13 protein-coding genes are annotated in these 14,436 nt (G+C 36.9%); 12 read left to right on the top strand and 1 reads right to left on the bottom strand.

The genetic code is table 11. The features are described 5' to 3' along the window. The first annotated feature begins 106 nt into the window (after positions 1-106). The 7 genes from ezrA (at position 107) to ACXKY9_RS22640 (ending at position 8,791) form a co-directional block, all read left to right on the top strand. Positions 107-1,819: a septation ring formation regulator EzrA gene (gene ezrA, locus ACXKY9_RS22670; RefSeq protein ID WP_000377299.1), complete on the top strand. Its 1,713-nt coding sequence runs from the start codon at positions 107-109 to the stop codon at positions 1,817-1,819. A gap of 378 nt (positions 1,820-2,197) precedes the next feature. Then, complete coding sequence (locus ACXKY9_RS22665; RefSeq protein WP_000638992.1) at positions 2,198-3,340, top strand: cysteine desulfurase family protein; 1,143 nt, start codon at positions 2,198-2,200, stop codon at positions 3,338-3,340. Positions 3,341-3,347: 7 nt separating this feature from the next. Continuing rightward, positions 3,348-4,562 carry a tRNA uracil 4-sulfurtransferase ThiI gene (thiI, locus tag ACXKY9_RS22660; RefSeq protein WP_000922338.1) on the top strand — a complete coding sequence of 405 codons (1,215 nt, stop codon included), beginning with the start codon at positions 3,348-3,350 and terminating at the stop codon, positions 4,560-4,562. 80 nt (positions 4,563-4,642) lie between these two features. Further along, entirely contained in the window at positions 4,643-4,840 is a 198-nt protein-coding gene (locus ACXKY9_RS22655; protein WP_000091640.1) for an alpha/beta-type small acid-soluble spore protein, read from the top strand. A gap of 191 nt (positions 4,841-5,031) precedes the next feature. Beyond that, positions 5,032-6,618, top strand: a complete 1,587-nt coding sequence (gene mbcS / locus ACXKY9_RS22650) for an acyl-CoA synthetase MbcS (RefSeq protein WP_000817765.1) — start codon at positions 5,032-5,034, stop codon at positions 6,616-6,618. 102 nt (positions 6,619-6,720) lie between these two features. Beyond that, positions 6,721-7,152, top strand: coding sequence for a VOC family protein (locus ACXKY9_RS22645; protein ID WP_000600356.1), 432 nt, complete (start codon positions 6,721-6,723; stop codon positions 7,150-7,152). Positions 7,153-7,222: 70 nt separating this feature from the next. Beyond that, positions 7,223-8,791 (top strand): amidohydrolase, encoded by a 1,569-nt coding sequence (locus tag ACXKY9_RS22640; RefSeq protein ID WP_000503989.1) that lies wholly within the window; start codon positions 7,223-7,225, stop codon positions 8,789-8,791. A 234-nt stretch (positions 8,792-9,025) separates the two neighbouring features. Here the strand turns inward: ACXKY9_RS22640 and ACXKY9_RS22635 are convergent, their stop codons facing one another. Continuing rightward, positions 9,026-9,829 carry an NAD kinase gene (locus ACXKY9_RS22635; RefSeq protein WP_000785187.1) on the bottom strand — a complete coding sequence of 268 codons (804 nt, stop codon included), beginning with the start codon at positions 9,827-9,829 and terminating at the stop codon, positions 9,026-9,028. 205 nt (positions 9,830-10,034) lie between these two features. Here ACXKY9_RS22635 and ACXKY9_RS22630 point away from each other — a divergent pair, with 205 nt between their 5' ends. The 5 genes from ACXKY9_RS22630 (at position 10,035) to ackA (ending at position 14,394) form a co-directional block, all read left to right on the top strand. Continuing rightward, a complete protein-coding gene (locus ACXKY9_RS22630) occupies positions 10,035-10,673 on the top strand; it encodes a DUF2953 domain-containing protein (protein WP_002101410.1) in 639 nt (212 codons plus the stop codon). A 12-nt stretch (positions 10,674-10,685) separates the two neighbouring features. Beyond that, positions 10,686-11,081: a GerW family sporulation protein gene (ytfJ, locus tag ACXKY9_RS22625; protein ID WP_000400935.1), complete on the top strand. Its 396-nt coding sequence runs from the start codon at positions 10,686-10,688 to the stop codon at positions 11,079-11,081. A gap of 134 nt (positions 11,082-11,215) precedes the next feature. Then, complete coding sequence (gene tpx, locus ACXKY9_RS22620; protein WP_000024529.1) at positions 11,216-11,716, top strand: thiol peroxidase; 501 nt, start codon at positions 11,216-11,218, stop codon at positions 11,714-11,716. Positions 11,717-11,914: 198 nt separating this feature from the next. After that, positions 11,915-12,901: a class I SAM-dependent methyltransferase gene (locus ACXKY9_RS22615; protein ID WP_000084367.1), complete on the top strand. Its 987-nt coding sequence runs from the start codon at positions 11,915-11,917 to the stop codon at positions 12,899-12,901. A gap of 299 nt (positions 12,902-13,200) precedes the next feature. Further along, positions 13,201-14,394: an acetate kinase gene (gene ackA, locus ACXKY9_RS22610; RefSeq protein WP_000034575.1), complete on the top strand. Its 1,194-nt coding sequence runs from the start codon at positions 13,201-13,203 to the stop codon at positions 14,392-14,394. The last annotated feature ends 42 nt before the right edge of the window (positions 14,395-14,436 follow it).

Genomic DNA, 14,436 nt, shown 5'->3' with positions numbered 1-14,436 from the left:
CATTGTTAGTTGTTAAATATAGGGGAATTCCCTTTTTATACATAATGCCTTCCATTTCATAAACGGAACGGACAAAAAAAGAGATATAACTAGGAGGCTTTTTTGCATGGATTCTATCCTGACGATCGTTATCATTGTAGTAAGCTCTATTCTAGTGCTGCTCATGATAGAGCTTGTGATAAGAAATCGTTCATATAAAGATATTGAAGCACTGGAGCAGTGGAAACAAGAGATAAAAGATAAACCTGTGGCAGATGAATTAAAACGGGTAAAAGATTTAAACATGACGGGTCAAACAGAAGAACTGTTTGGTAAATGGCGTGAAGAATGGGATGAAATTGTATCAACAACCCTTCCGAAAGCTGACAAAGATTTAGCGCAAGCGCGAAAATTCGCCTCGCAATTCTCCTTCCGAAAAGCAAAGCATGCGATGAACGAATCCATAAGTGGTTTAGATGACGCTGATAATCGTATTACGGACATTTTAAATGAATTACAGCAATTGTTAGAAAGCCATGAGAAAAATAGCTCGGAAATTGAAGGGTTACGTGATACATATCGTAGTATGAAAAAGAGTGTTCTTGCTCATAGACATATGTATGGAGCAGCAGAGCAGAAAATCGAAGAGATGCTAGACGCTGAATCTGAGAAATTTAAAACCTTTGAAGAAGCAACAAACAATGGCGACTATTTAAAAGCGAGAGAAATTGTTATTAGTTTGGAAGAAGGTTTAGCAGATTTAGAAATCATTATTCACCAAATTCCAGATTTATTGGTAGAGTGCCAAGCGACGTTACCAGTTCAGCTGGAAGATTTATTACACGGACATAATGATATGGTAAGACAAGGTTATGTATTAGATTATTTGGAAGTCCCTAAAGAAGTTCGCGATATGACGAAACAACTACAAACATGTTTAATGGATATACAGGAGCTTCATATAACAGAAGCGGCTGAAAAAGTAGAAAACTTAAAAACACGTTTAGATGGCTTCTACGATCAATTGGAACAAGAAGTACATGCGAGACATTATGTGGAGCAAAAAACACTTTCTGTTTACGATGACTTAGAAGAAATGCGTATCGAAACGATTGAAACGAAAACAGAAACACAACTTGTGAAACAAAGCTATCAGTTACAAGATAAAGACATTGAGTCTCAAAAAGTAATTGAAAAGCAAATGCACATTTTAACGAAACGTTTTGAAATGCTGCAATTACGCGTTGCAGAACAAGATATTGCCTTCTCTATTATTCGTGAGGAACTAGAAGAGGTTTATGAGCAATGTGAAACGTTAAAAGTACTTCATGCAGAATATAAAGAAATGCTGCAAGCGATGCGCAAAGAAGAATTTGAAGCACGTGAGAAGTTACAAGAAATGCGAAATATTATTTTCGAAACGAAACGCTTTATGCAAAAGTCGAATTTGCCAGGTCTTCCAGAGAGTATTATGGAAGATTTAAAAAGAGGGCAAATGGCAATGCAAGCTGTATATGAACAATTAGAAGTGAAGCCGTTAAATATGAACGCTGTAAATAGCAGTTTAGAAGAAGCATACACAACTGTGAACGGTGTAGCTGAAATGACAGAAGAGTTAATTGGACAAGCATATTTAGTGGAAAAATTAATTCAGTACGGTAACCGTTACCGTAGTCATGATGAAAACCTAGCAGAAAGTTTAAATTATGCTGAGAAATTATTCCGTGAATACCAATACGATGCAGCTTTAGAACAAGCGGCTTCAGTGTTAGAGCAACTTGAACCTGGCGTTGTTCAAAAAATAGCTGAATATGTAGACAATGAACAAACCCTTTCATAAAAGGGTTTGTTTTTTTATGTAATTTTGCAGGCGATGTTGCTATAATGAATAGCGGAATACAGTAAGGTTATTCGTTTCAAAATAAAGTGAAACTGTAATCGGTGGGAAGATTCATCCCCACTGATTACTAGCCTTCACCAATCGGGCATTTACGGGCAGTTAATCTCCCATCTAACTTCTTTGCTCTAACTGGATTTTGAGGTGAGAGTCTTATTGCCCGTTAACGCGGGATAAAGTGAAACTGTAATAGGAGGGCATCCTCGCCAATTATTAGCCTTCACCAATCGAGATAAAACGGAACCTTTGCGTAGTCTTAGCGTAATGACACGTATTTATGATATGATTATACGATGTGATAGCGCTGAAAGGGGAAGAACGATGATCTATTTTGATAATAGTGCGACGACTAAGCCATATCCAGAAGCTCTTCAATCGTACGTGACGGTTGCTGGGAAATATTTTGGTAATCCTTCTTCTATTCATTCGCTTGGAGGAGAGGCAGAGCGTCTATTAACACAATCAAGAACGATTGCAGCGCAGCTTCTTCGTGTTAAACCTTCTGAAATTATTTTTACATCAGGTGGAACGGAAGGGAATAACCTTGCGATTAAAGGGATAGCGATGAGGAATCGTTCGCGTGGTAAACATATCATTACAACAAATATTGAACACGCGTCTGTGTTTGAAGCATATAAGCAATTAGAAGAACTCGGGTTTGATGTAACATACTTACCGGTTAACGAGCATGGTGTTGTATCGGTAGAAGATGTGAAACGAGCGCTTCGTGAAGATACGATTCTTGTGTCAATTATTCATGTGAACAACGAAACTGGAGCAATTCAGCCTGTTGCTGAAATTGGAACGTTATTATCGAATCATCCGAAAATAAGATTCCATGTAGATCATGTACAAGGGATAGGAAAAGTACCGCTTGATTTATATGCTTCTCATATTGATCTTTGCTCAATATCTGGACATAAATTCCACAGTGTAAAAGGAACAGGTCTTCTTTATGTACGCGATGGCGTAAGATTAGATCCGATTTTATCAGGTGGTCAACAAGAGCTTAAGTATCGCTCTGGTACAGAAAATTTACCTGGCATTGTAGCGATGGTGAAAGCACTTCGCATGACAATGGAACAAGTGAAAGAAAAGGTAGCTCATTTGCAAAGTTTACAAGCAGAGCTTGTTCGTTTCTTTAAAGAGATGGAAGATGTAACGATTAACACGTCGCTTGCATATGCAGCACCGCACATTTTAAATGTATCATTTGTTGGTTTAAAACCAGAAGTAGTCGTTCATGCTTTAGAAGAACACGGTGTATATGTGTCAACGAAATCTGCTTGTTCTTCAAAAGCAAATGAAGTGAGCAGAGTGTTAGTGTCAATGGGAGTGCCGCATGCAGCAGCTGCAAGCGCTATTCGTATTAGTTTAGCACCAGAAAACACAATGGAAGAAGTAAAACAATTTGAAGGTATTGTAAAAGAGACGATGCCAAAATTATATGAAGTGATGAGGTAAAGAAATTATGTTGAAATATGAATATATTTTAGTGCGTTACGGAGAAATGACGACAAAAGGTAAGAACCGTTCTAAGTTTGTAAGCACATTAAAAGATAACGTGAAGTTCAAACTGAAAAAATTCCCAAATATTAAAATCGATGCAACACATGATCGTATGTACATCCAGTTAAATGGTGAAGATCATGAAGCAGTCTCTGAAAGATTGAAAGATGTATTCGGTATTCATAAATTTAACTTAGCGATGAAAGTACCATCAGAATTAGAAGACATTAAAGAAGGTGCATTAGCAGCTTTCTTACAAGTAAAAGGTGATGTGAAAACATTTAAAATTACTGTACACCGTTCTTATAAGCATTTCCCAATGAGAACGATGGAATTATTACCTGAGATTGGCGGACACATTCTAGAAAACACAGAAGATATTACAGTAGATGTTCATAATCCAGATGTAAATGTACGCGTAGAAATTCGCAGTGGTTATAGCTACATTATGTGTGATGAGCGTATGGGAGCTGGCGGTTTACCAGTTGGCGTTGGCGGAAAAGTAATGGTACTTCTTTCTGGTGGTATTGATAGCCCAGTAGCAGCTTACTTAACGATGAAACGCGGCGTATCTGTGGAAGCAGTTCACTTCCATAGTCCACCTTTCACAAGTGAGCGTGCAAAACAAAAAGTAATCGATTTAGCGCAAGAGTTAACGAAGTATTGTAAACGAGTAACGCTTCACCTTGTTCCGTTTACAGAAGTGCAAAAAACGATTAATAAAGAAATTCCATCTAGCTATTCAATGACGGTTATGCGCCGTATGATGATGCGTATTACAGAACGTATTGCTGAGGAGCGTAACGCACTTGCAATTACGACTGGTGAAAGTCTTGGACAAGTAGCAAGCCAAACGTTAGATAGTATGCATACGATTAACGAAGTAACAAACTACCCAGTTATTCGTCCGCTTATTACGATGGATAAATTAGAGATTATTAAAATCTCTGAAGAAATCGGCACGTATGATATTTCAATTCGTCCATATGAAGATTGCTGTACTGTATTTACACCAGCAAGCCCAGCGACGAAGCCGAAACGTGAAAAAGCAAATCGTTTTGAAGCGAAATACGATTTCACACCATTAATCGATGAAGCTGTAGCGAACAAAGAAACAATGGTATTACAAACGGTAGAAGTAGTGGCGGAAGAAGAAAAATTTGAAGAACTTTTCTAAAACCATAAATTACCATATTTAAAACGTGTATGAAGTCATGTTATTTATCACACTCTATACTCACAAGGAGGTGATATAACATGTCACGTAGCACAAATAAATTAGCGGTTCCTGGTGCTGAATCAGCATTAGACCAAATGAAATACGAAATCGCTCAAGAGTTTGGTGTTCAACTTGGAGCTGATGCAACAGCTCGCGCTAACGGTTCTGTTGGTGGTGAAATCACTAAACGTCTAGTTTCACTAGCTGAGCAACAATTAGGCGGTTACCAAAAATAATCCCATATGATGGCTTAGAAAGAGCGGGTTCTCCCGCTCTTTCTTTTTTGTGTTGCCATTTGTCGGTAAGTTGATGTAATTTCATTTAGTAATTCGACAGAACTGAAAAATTTGTCAAAAGAAGAGGGTTCAAAATTAACAGAAAATTCTTTATTATATAAAGGAGGCATAAAGAAAAGGGAGGATATTTTATGAAGAGAGAAGAATTGTTGGCGCCACCGTCTTATAATTTAGTTTCTGAAATAGAGAAATATACGGGTGATAAAGGGAAATTAGCTTTAATTTGGCAAGATGATAAAGGGAATCGAAGGGAAGTTACATACGCTGAATTAATGCAAGGTGCGAATAAAATTGGAAACGCTTTTATAAAAAGTGGTTTGCAAAAAGGGGACAAGCTTCTCATTATGATGCCGCGTTTAATTGAAGCGTACATGACGTATATTGCTGCTATTAAAGCAGGATTTGTCGTAATTCCAAGCTCGGAAATGTTACGTAAAAAAGATATAGAATATCGAATTGGACATGGAGAAGTAAAAGCGATAGTAAGCTATGAGCCGTATATTAGGCAGTTTGATGATATAGAAGCGATGGAATCTCTTCGGAAATTTGTCCTGAGCGAGCAGTCAGTAGATGGATGGATTAATTTAAAAACAGCGTTAGAAACAGAGAGTGACATGTTAGAAATGGCGAAGACAGATAAAGAAGATATGGTCTTTTTATCTTACACGTCAGGAACGACAGGAAATCCAAAAGGTGTCGTTCATACACATGCTTGGGCATACGCTCATTTACGTACGAGCGCTCCAAATTGGCTCGGAATTGAAGAGAATGATATTGTATGGGCAACAGCTAGTCCAGGCTGGCAAAAGTGGATTTGGAGCCCGTTTTTAGCAACGCTAGGATCAGGGGCAACAGGGTTTGTATATCACGGTAAGTTTGAACCGGAAACGTACCTAAACTTATTAGACGATAATAAGGTGAATGTACTTTGTTGTACACCGACTGAGTATAGATTAATGGCAAAGGTAGAAGATTTAAGTCAGTACAATTTAGAGGCATTACATAGCGCTGTATCAGCAGGTGAGCCGTTAAATAGAGAAGTCATTGGAACGTTCCAAAAGCACTTTCATATTACAGTGAGAGACGGCTATGGGCAAACGGAAAATACATTACTTGTTGGTGTAATGAAAGGGATGGATATTAGACCAGGTTCAATGGGGAAACCAACGCCAGGTAACCACGTCGATATCGTAAATGAGGAAGGTACTCCAGTTAAAGTAGGCGAAGTTGGTGATATTGCAGTTCACATTGAAACGCCGGCCCTCTTTAAACAATATTACAAAGACGATGAACGTACAGCGATGCAATTCCGCGGTGATTATTATATTACAGGTGATAAAGCGAAGAAAGATGAAGACGGCTACTTCTGGTTTGAAGGGCGCGGTGATGATATCATTATTAGCTCTGGTTATACAATCGGGCCGTTTGAAGTAGAGGATGCACTTGTAAAACATCCTTACGTAAGAGAATGTGCAGTTGTCGCAAGTCCTGATGAAATTCGTGGAAGTGTCGTGAAGGCATTTATCGTATTAAGAGAGAATATAGAAAAGAACGAAGAAACATTAATTCCAACACTCCAACAACACGTCAAAGAACTCACTGCACCATATAAATACCCTCGCAAAATTGAATTTGTAGATGAACTACCAAAAACGATTTCTGGAAAAATTCGCCGTATTGAACTTAGAAAACAAGAGATGGAGATTCCGTCAAAATAATTTTGAAAACAGTGAAGTAAATAGTTGAATGAAATGCAAAACAATGATAATATAAAAACGAACACAAGTTCGATTTTATAAACTTAAAAAAGAGGTGTCCGTATGATTTTAGGTATTAATCCGTACTTAGTTTTAGATGGTAGTGGGCAAGAAGCTGTACAGTTTTATAAAGAGGCTTTAGATGCAAAAGTAGAAGTCATGCAAACTTTTGGTGACATGCCTGAAAATCCAGAATACCCGATTCCAGCTGAAGCGAAAGAGCGCGTTTTACACGCTACTTTAAAAGTTGGTAATACGGATCTTATGATTTCTGATACATTCCCAGGTCAAGGACATGCAAACGGATCTCAAGTAACAATCGCAATTCAAATTAGTAATGCAGAAAAAGCAAAAGAAGTATTCGATAAGTTACAAGAAGGTGGAGAAGTTATCATGCCACTTCAAGAAACATTCTGGAGCCCAGCATACGGACAAGTAAAAGATAAATTTAATATTGAATGGCAAGTTACAACGTCTACTACTGAACAAAAGTAATTTTTAGAAAAGCACCATGTTTTGAAATGGTGCTTTTTTTATACAATAAAAAATAAAGGAGATGGGATATATGGGAGAAATTTGGTATGGCGGCACCATTTACACAATGAGAGAAGAAAATGAAAAAGTGGACGCTGTTTACGTTGAAAACGGCATAATTGTTGATGCTGGTAATAAGGGAGAATTAGAAAGCAGATATTCAAACGTAAAGTTACATGACCTAAAAGGAAAAACAATGATCCCAGGTCTCGTTGATAGCCATATGCATCTTATTGGGCATGGAGAGAGATTACTCCGTCTAGATTTATCAAATTGTACATCTTATAGCGAAGTACTGACTCTTGTTCAGAAGCGAGTGGAAGAAGCTCCAAAGGGCTCTTGGATTATTGGAGAAGGATGGAATGAAAATAACTTTACAGATACGAAAGATGTTCACGCGCGTGATTTAGATGAAATTTCGAAAGACCATCCTATTTTATTAAAGAGAGTTTGTCGTCACGTTACATGGGTGAATTCATACATACTGCAAGAAGCGAATATAACAGAAGCGACAGAAGATCCAAAAGGCGGGAAAATTGGCAGAGATTCATCAAATAAGTTAACAGGACTTTTATATGAACAAGGGCAAGAATTAATTAAACATGTTCAGCCAGAAATTGATGAAGCTTATTTACAAAGAGCTCTGCAAACAGCGATTAAAGATTGCTGGAAATACGGACTTGTTGGCGGGCATACGGAAGATTTAAATTATTATGGTGGTTTTAGAAAAACGCATAATGCGTTTTCTCATGTGATAAAAGAAATGCCATTTAAAGCCCATTTGCTCGTTCACCATGAAGTAGCACATGAACGAAAAGAATATGAAAATGAACATTATATTGAATTTGGGGCAATGAAAATTTTTTCTGACGGTTCTTTTGGCGGAAGAACAGCATTATTAAGTGAACCGTATGAAGATGCGAAGGAAACGAATGGGGTTGCGATTTTCTCATGTGAAGAACTTGCAGAATTAGTGAAGAAAGCACGAGATTTACATATGCCAGTTGCGATTCATACTATCGGTGATTTATCGCTTGAATATGTCATTGATGCACTCGAATTATATCCACCAGCAAAAGGGTTACGTGACCGCATTATTCATTGTCAGCTTGCTCGTGAGGAGTTAATTGAAAGAATGAAAAACTTGCAAGTCATTATAGATATACAGCCAGTCTTTCTTTCATCAGATTTTCCGTCAGTCATTGAAAAACTAGGAGAGCGCCGTCTTCGTTATGCGTATGCTTGGAAGACATTACTGGAAGCAGGGCTACATTGTAATGGTGGCTCAGATGCCCCCATTGAACAAGTAAATCCGTTTCTAGGTATATATAGCGCTGTTACACGTAGAAGTTTTATTGACGGTGTATGCTATATGCCTGAGGAAAGATTAACGGTATATGAGGCTGTTTCTTTATTTACAACAGGAAGTTCCTATGCAATCGGAAAAGAAGCGAAGCGAGGGCAAATTACAAAAGGATATGAAGCAGACTTTACAATATTAGACCGCAATATTTTTGAAATTGAGGCAGAAGAAATAAAAGAAGTAGAAGCAGAAATGACCGTAATAGATGGCCAAGTTGTCTATAGAAAAAATGCGTAAAAATATATCAGCGATTTTCGGAATATATCGACTGTAACTCGAAATATATAAGCGATTATTGAAATATATCTATCGTAACTCGAAATATATGAGCGATTATTAAAATATATCGACTTACCGACAAAAACTGACAAGAATAACGGGTGGATAGTAAGAGAGTATTGTCCGCGCCAATCGGGGTAAATAAATAACCGCAGAATTATGGAATTCCATAATTCTGCGGTTATTTTAATCCTATAAAAACGTTCTCTGTACTTTTTCCCAGAAAGAATTGTTTTTTAATTTAACTGTTTTAATTTGTTTATCGCTTAAGCGTACAACAGCTTTTTCCACTTGTTTAATGCTAAGCGCTTCGTTATCCATGCCGATAACAGGATAATCGTTACCGTCTGGTCTTAGTTTTAAAGTTAATGTACGTTCGTGATTTAAAATGAAAGGTGAACCGAGCGTACGGTAAGTGTTGTTGTTTAAAGATGCTAGTTCGCTTACTTGGAAACATGGAATAAGTGGGTCAACAACTGCGCCATGCAATGATTTATTGTAAGCAGTACTTCCTGTTGGGGTAGAAACTACTAAACCGTCACCTCTAAATGTTTCGAAATATAAATCATCAACGTGAACATCTACAACGAATGTTTTTATAATACTAGAACGTAATGAGAACTCATTTAAACAATGGAAAGATGTACTGTGATCTACATCTACCTGAATTGTTGGATATTTACGCACTTCAATTTCATTTTTTGTAATTTCTTGAAGGGCTGTATCAACGTGATCAATATGGAAATCACAGTAGAACGAAGTTTCATCTTTCGTAGAAATCCCTGCGTATAAGCAATCTTCCCTAAAACCAGTTTTACGAACGGTTTGTAAGAAGGTTGCATCATCTCCAACACTGACGATAGCGTTTGCATTTTTTGGATGATCTAATATGGTAAATCCATTCTCTTCTAAAATACGATAGATTGGTTTCATTTTTTCAACGAGCGTTGCTTTGTCATCACCATAAAAGAAAAATAAATTGCGACGATCTGCCATTATGTATCCCTCCACTGCAGTTAAATTTTCTGTTTTTCGTGCTACATATCATTAGAGTCCGTTCCCTGATGATATGTTCAAATAATATATTTCGATATAAAATGTCAAAACACCTTTTTATTTTTAGAAAAATTTTTATATTCAATCTTATAGAACTCTGTTTAATGATGAATAAAGTTGTCGATAATGGGTACGGAGTGAAAGGATGATACGTATGAAGTGGCTCGTAATTGGAATAATAATTCTTCTTCTTTTTATTTTGTTTATACTATTGTCAAAAATAAAGCTTAAGGTGACATTTTTATATTCAGAAATGGAAAAGAAATGTTTGCTTCAAGTGAAAATATGGATGATTCGATATACATTTGATGTGTTGGAAAGAATTGAAAAACAGCAGAAAAAGACAGGACAGAAAATCGAAAAAGCTGAAGAGGACGGCGGACTCGATAATAAAATTATGGCGCAACTTGACAGCATTGGTGAACTGATAAAAAAGCTTCAAGAAGTTCATACTATTGTTAAAGATTTTCTCAAACGAGTGAAAATCAATGGTTGGAAATGGCATACACAAATTGGAGCAGGCGACGCAGCTAGTACTGGAATTGTCACTGGATATGCATGGGGGACAAAAGGTATGGCTGCTGGAGTTGTCGGACAATATATGCATATTGTCGACGTACCAGAATTTGAAATTACCCCAGTTTTTCAAGGAAAAGGATTTGCATCAAGATGTGAGTTAACAGCATCTTTTCGTATATTCCGCACTATAAAAACAGCGGTGAAATTGCTCATATTTATGAGGAAGCAAAGATCTGGTATGACAGAAAAATCTGTTCAAGCATAGGGGGGATATAGAATGGAACATCCAATTCAAGGTTTAATGACAACAGCAATGCAGCATTTAAAACAAATGACTGATGTAAATACAATTGTTGGTGACCCAATTAAAGCGGCAGATGGAAGTGTAATTCTTACTGTTTCGAAAGTAAGTTTCGGGTTTGCTGCTGGTGGAAGTGAATTTGGTAAAGTAGAACATTCAGGCCGCCATCCATTTGGCGGGGGAAGTGGTGGAGGAGTTTCTATTAATCCTGTTGCCTTTCTTGTTATAAATGGAGATGGTGTGAAAGTATTGCACTTAGATAAACAAACACATGTCATCGATAAAATAATTGAATTAGCGCCACAAGCTGTTGATAAAGTGAAAGAAATGATGGATAAACGAAAAGAAGATGATCCTGAATTTCAAATTTAACGAATAAAGAAGCTAATCAATAGGTTAGCTTCTTTAATTTTTTTGTAAATAAAGCGATTTTATTTGCATTATCGATAGGGACAAACTATCATTTACATTGTACATATTTTGTTTAAATAAGGGAGGATTTTCAAGTGGCAAACGTAACTTTTAAAGGTAATCCAATGACTTTAGTTGGAACAGAAGTTAAAGTTGGCGATCAAGCGCCAAACTTCCAAGTATTAGCAAACGACTTATCTCCAGTAAGTTTAGAAACATACAAAGGCGAAGTGAAATTAATTAGTGTTGTACCTTCAATCGACACAGGTGTGTGTGATGCACAAACACGTCGTTTTAACCAAGATGCAGCAGGTATTGAAAACGCGAAAGTATTAACAATTAGCGCTGATTTACCATTCGCTCAAAAACGCTGGTGTGCAGCAAACGGTTTAGAAAATGTTGTAACACTTTCTGACCACCGCGACCTTTCATTCGGTGAAGCTTACGGCTTAGTAATGAAAGAACTTCGTTTACTTGCTCGTGCAGTATTCGTAGTAGATAGCAATGACAAAGTAGTTTACGTAGAATACGTAAGCGAAGGTACAAGCCATCCAAACTATGAAGCAGCATTAGAAGCAGCTAAATCTGCGAAGTAATGTGAAGAAAATGACCTCTTATAAAGAGGTCGTTTTTTCTCATATATTGCTCTGTAACGGCATCGATATATGAGAAAAAACGTTATATCATATATAACTAAAGGGGAGCTCTTTACAGGAGGTCGCTTTTTCTTTTTGGAAAAAATCACTTTGTGGTATGATATAAGTTATGTGTAAAAGAGAGAAGGAGGAATGTACGTGAGTCAGACAGTAGAAACATTATTTTCTATTTTTGATTCTTCTGCGGTAGTTTTACGTAAAGAATTAGATGTAACATATTTAGAGGCGCTTGTAGAAACAGGTGATAACTTGTTTGAGGGAGCGATTTTACAAGAGGAATTATCCGAATCAGCAATTGAAAGGCTGAATCGTGAATATAGTACGTTTAATGAAGAAACATATAAAGGTGAAGAAATTCGTAAAGCATTTCAGTTAGCCATCTTAAAAGGAATGAAAGAAGGCGTACAAGCGAATCACGAAATGACACCTGATGCAGTTGGGATGTTCATGAGTTACTTATTCCATAAATTTATGCAAGGTCAAAATGAAATTACAGTTTTAGATCCTGCAATTGGAACAGGTAACTTAATGACTACAGTGTTTAATAGCGCTAAAGAAGGACTAACAATGAGTGGATTTGGTGTAGAAGTGGATGAAGTGCTAATTAAACTTGCTTTAGTAAATGCAAATTTACAAAAGCATGCAATCGAATTCTTCCATCAAGATGGACTAGCACCACTTTATATCGATCCAGTTGATGCAGTCGTTTCAGACTTACCGGTTGGTTATTATCCAAACGAAATCGGTGCAAGTGAATATAAATTAAAAGCAGATGAAGGAATGTCGTATGCCCATCACTTATTTATTGAACAAAGTGTGAAACATACGAAAGAGGGCGGTTACTTATTCTTCTTAGTACCAAACTTCATTTTTGAAAGTGACCAAGCACCGAAATTACATGCATTTATTAAAGAAACATGCTTTATTCAAGGGTTATTACAGCTTCCTGTTTCCATGTTTAAAAACGAGAAAAATGCAAAAAGTATATTTGTTCTCCAAAAGAAAGGCGCTAATGTAACAATGCCAAAACAGGCGTTATTAGTGGAGTTGCCTAAATTCTCTAATATGAAGGCGATGGAAGACATTATGGATCAATTAAATACTTGGTTTGCAACACATAAATAAAGCTAGGTATATGTAACAGCATTAGTGATTTATGTAGTACAGTTTTATATAATATGTCATATTTTTAAATATATACAAGATTTAACTGAATTTTTTTGAAATCTGTAATATATATTTTTTCTTGGTGTTACAATTTTTTCACTTGAAATATATGTCGGACGATGTTTAAATTAAAATCGTGAGTATAAAATTTGCTAATGATGAAACGTTTTCATATTTAGTGAATTTGATCAGATAAAATCGAGCGGTTTGTGGAAACATCCACACAACTACCAAGAGAAAAAGGGGCGAAAGACTAGATGTCAAAAATCATCGCGATTAACGCAGGAAGCTCTTCCTTAAAATTCCAATTATTTGAAATGCCAAGTGAAACAGTATTAACAAAAGGTTTAGTAGAACGTATCGGTTTAGAAGATAGTATCTTCACTATTACTGTAGATGGCGAAAAACAAAAAGAAATTACAAACATTCCAGATCACGCAGTAGCAGTTAATATGCTTCTTAAAAAGTTAACTGAAAACGGAATCGTTAAATCTCTAGATGAGATTGGCGGTATCGGTCACCGTGTTGTTCACGGCGGCGAAAAATTTGCTGACTCTGTTTTAATTACTGATGAAGTATTAGCTGATATCGAAGAATTAAGCGATTTAGCACCACTTCATAACCCAGCAAACGTTGTTGGTATTAAAGCATTCCAAGAAGTATTACCAAACGTACCAGCAGTAGCAGTATTCGATACAGCATTCCACCAAACAATGCCGGAATCTGCATTCCTATACAGCTTACCATATGAGTACTATGAAAAATTCGGCATCCGTAAATACGGTTTCCACGGAACTTCTCATAAATATGTAACTGAGCGTGCGGCTGAATTATTAGGTCGTCCAATTGAAAGCTTAAGCTTACTTTCTTGTCACTTAGGTAACGGTGCAAGTATCGCAGCAGTAGAAGGCGGTAAATCTATTGATACTTCTATGGGCTTCACTCCACTTGCTGGTGTAACAATGGGTACACGTTCTGGTAACCTTGACCCTGCGTTAATTCCATACATCATGGAAAAAACAGGCCAAACAGTAGAAGAAGTAGTTAACGTATTAAACAAGAAGAGTGGTATGTTAGGTCTTACTGGTTACTCTAGTGACCTACGTGACATCATTGCGAAAGAAGAAGAAGGCGACCACCGTGCGAAAGTAGCACTTGATGTATTCGTAAGCCGTATCCACAAATACATCGGTTCTTACACTGCTCGTATGAAAGGTGTAGACGCAATCATCTTCACAGCTGGTGTAGGTGAAAACAGTGCGATTATTCGTGAGCGCGTATTAGAAGGCCTTGAGTACATGGGCGTATACTTCGATGCAAAACGTAATAACGTATTCGGTGAAGAAGCATTCATCAGCTTCCCACACTCTCCAGTAAAAATTATCGTAATTCCAACTGACGAAGAAGTTATGATTGCTCGTGACGTACTACGTCTTGGAGATATTGGTTAATATATGAAAAAAAAGACGAGATCCTATAGGATTTCGTCTTTT

The organism is Bacillus sp. 2175 (assembly GCF_057812155.1).
The sequence above is the reverse complement of the archived record's forward strand: the minus strand, read 5'-3'. Positions and strand labels throughout refer to the sequence as shown.

Bases quoted from the DNA above. Each gene is read 5' to 3' on its own strand.
- ezrA (WP_000377299.1), top strand. From the start codon at position 107: ATGGATTCTATCCTGACGATCGTTATCATTGTAGTAAGCTCTATTCTA.
- ACXKY9_RS22665 (WP_000638992.1), top strand. From the start codon at position 2,198: ATGATCTATTTTGATAATAGTGCGACGACTAAGCCATATCCAGAAGCT.
- thiI (WP_000922338.1), top strand. From the start codon at position 3,348: ATGTTGAAATATGAATATATTTTAGTGCGTTACGGAGAAATGACGACA.
- ACXKY9_RS22655 (WP_000091640.1), top strand. From the start codon at position 4,643: ATGTCACGTAGCACAAATAAATTAGCGGTTCCTGGTGCTGAATCAGCA.
- mbcS (WP_000817765.1), top strand. From the start codon at position 5,032: ATGAAGAGAGAAGAATTGTTGGCGCCACCGTCTTATAATTTAGTTTCT.
- ACXKY9_RS22645 (WP_000600356.1), top strand. From the start codon at position 6,721: ATGATTTTAGGTATTAATCCGTACTTAGTTTTAGATGGTAGTGGGCAA.
- ACXKY9_RS22640 (WP_000503989.1), top strand. From the start codon at position 7,223: ATGGGAGAAATTTGGTATGGCGGCACCATTTACACAATGAGAGAAGAA.
- ACXKY9_RS22635 (WP_000785187.1), bottom strand. From the start codon at position 9,829: ATGGCAGATCGTCGCAATTTATTTTTCTTTTATGGTGATGACAAAGCA.
- ACXKY9_RS22630 (WP_002101410.1), top strand. From the start codon at position 10,035: ATGATACGTATGAAGTGGCTCGTAATTGGAATAATAATTCTTCTTCTT.
- ytfJ (WP_000400935.1), top strand. From the start codon at position 10,686: ATGGAACATCCAATTCAAGGTTTAATGACAACAGCAATGCAGCATTTA.
- ackA (WP_000034575.1), top strand. From the start codon at position 13,201: ATGTCAAAAATCATCGCGATTAACGCAGGAAGCTCTTCCTTAAAATTC.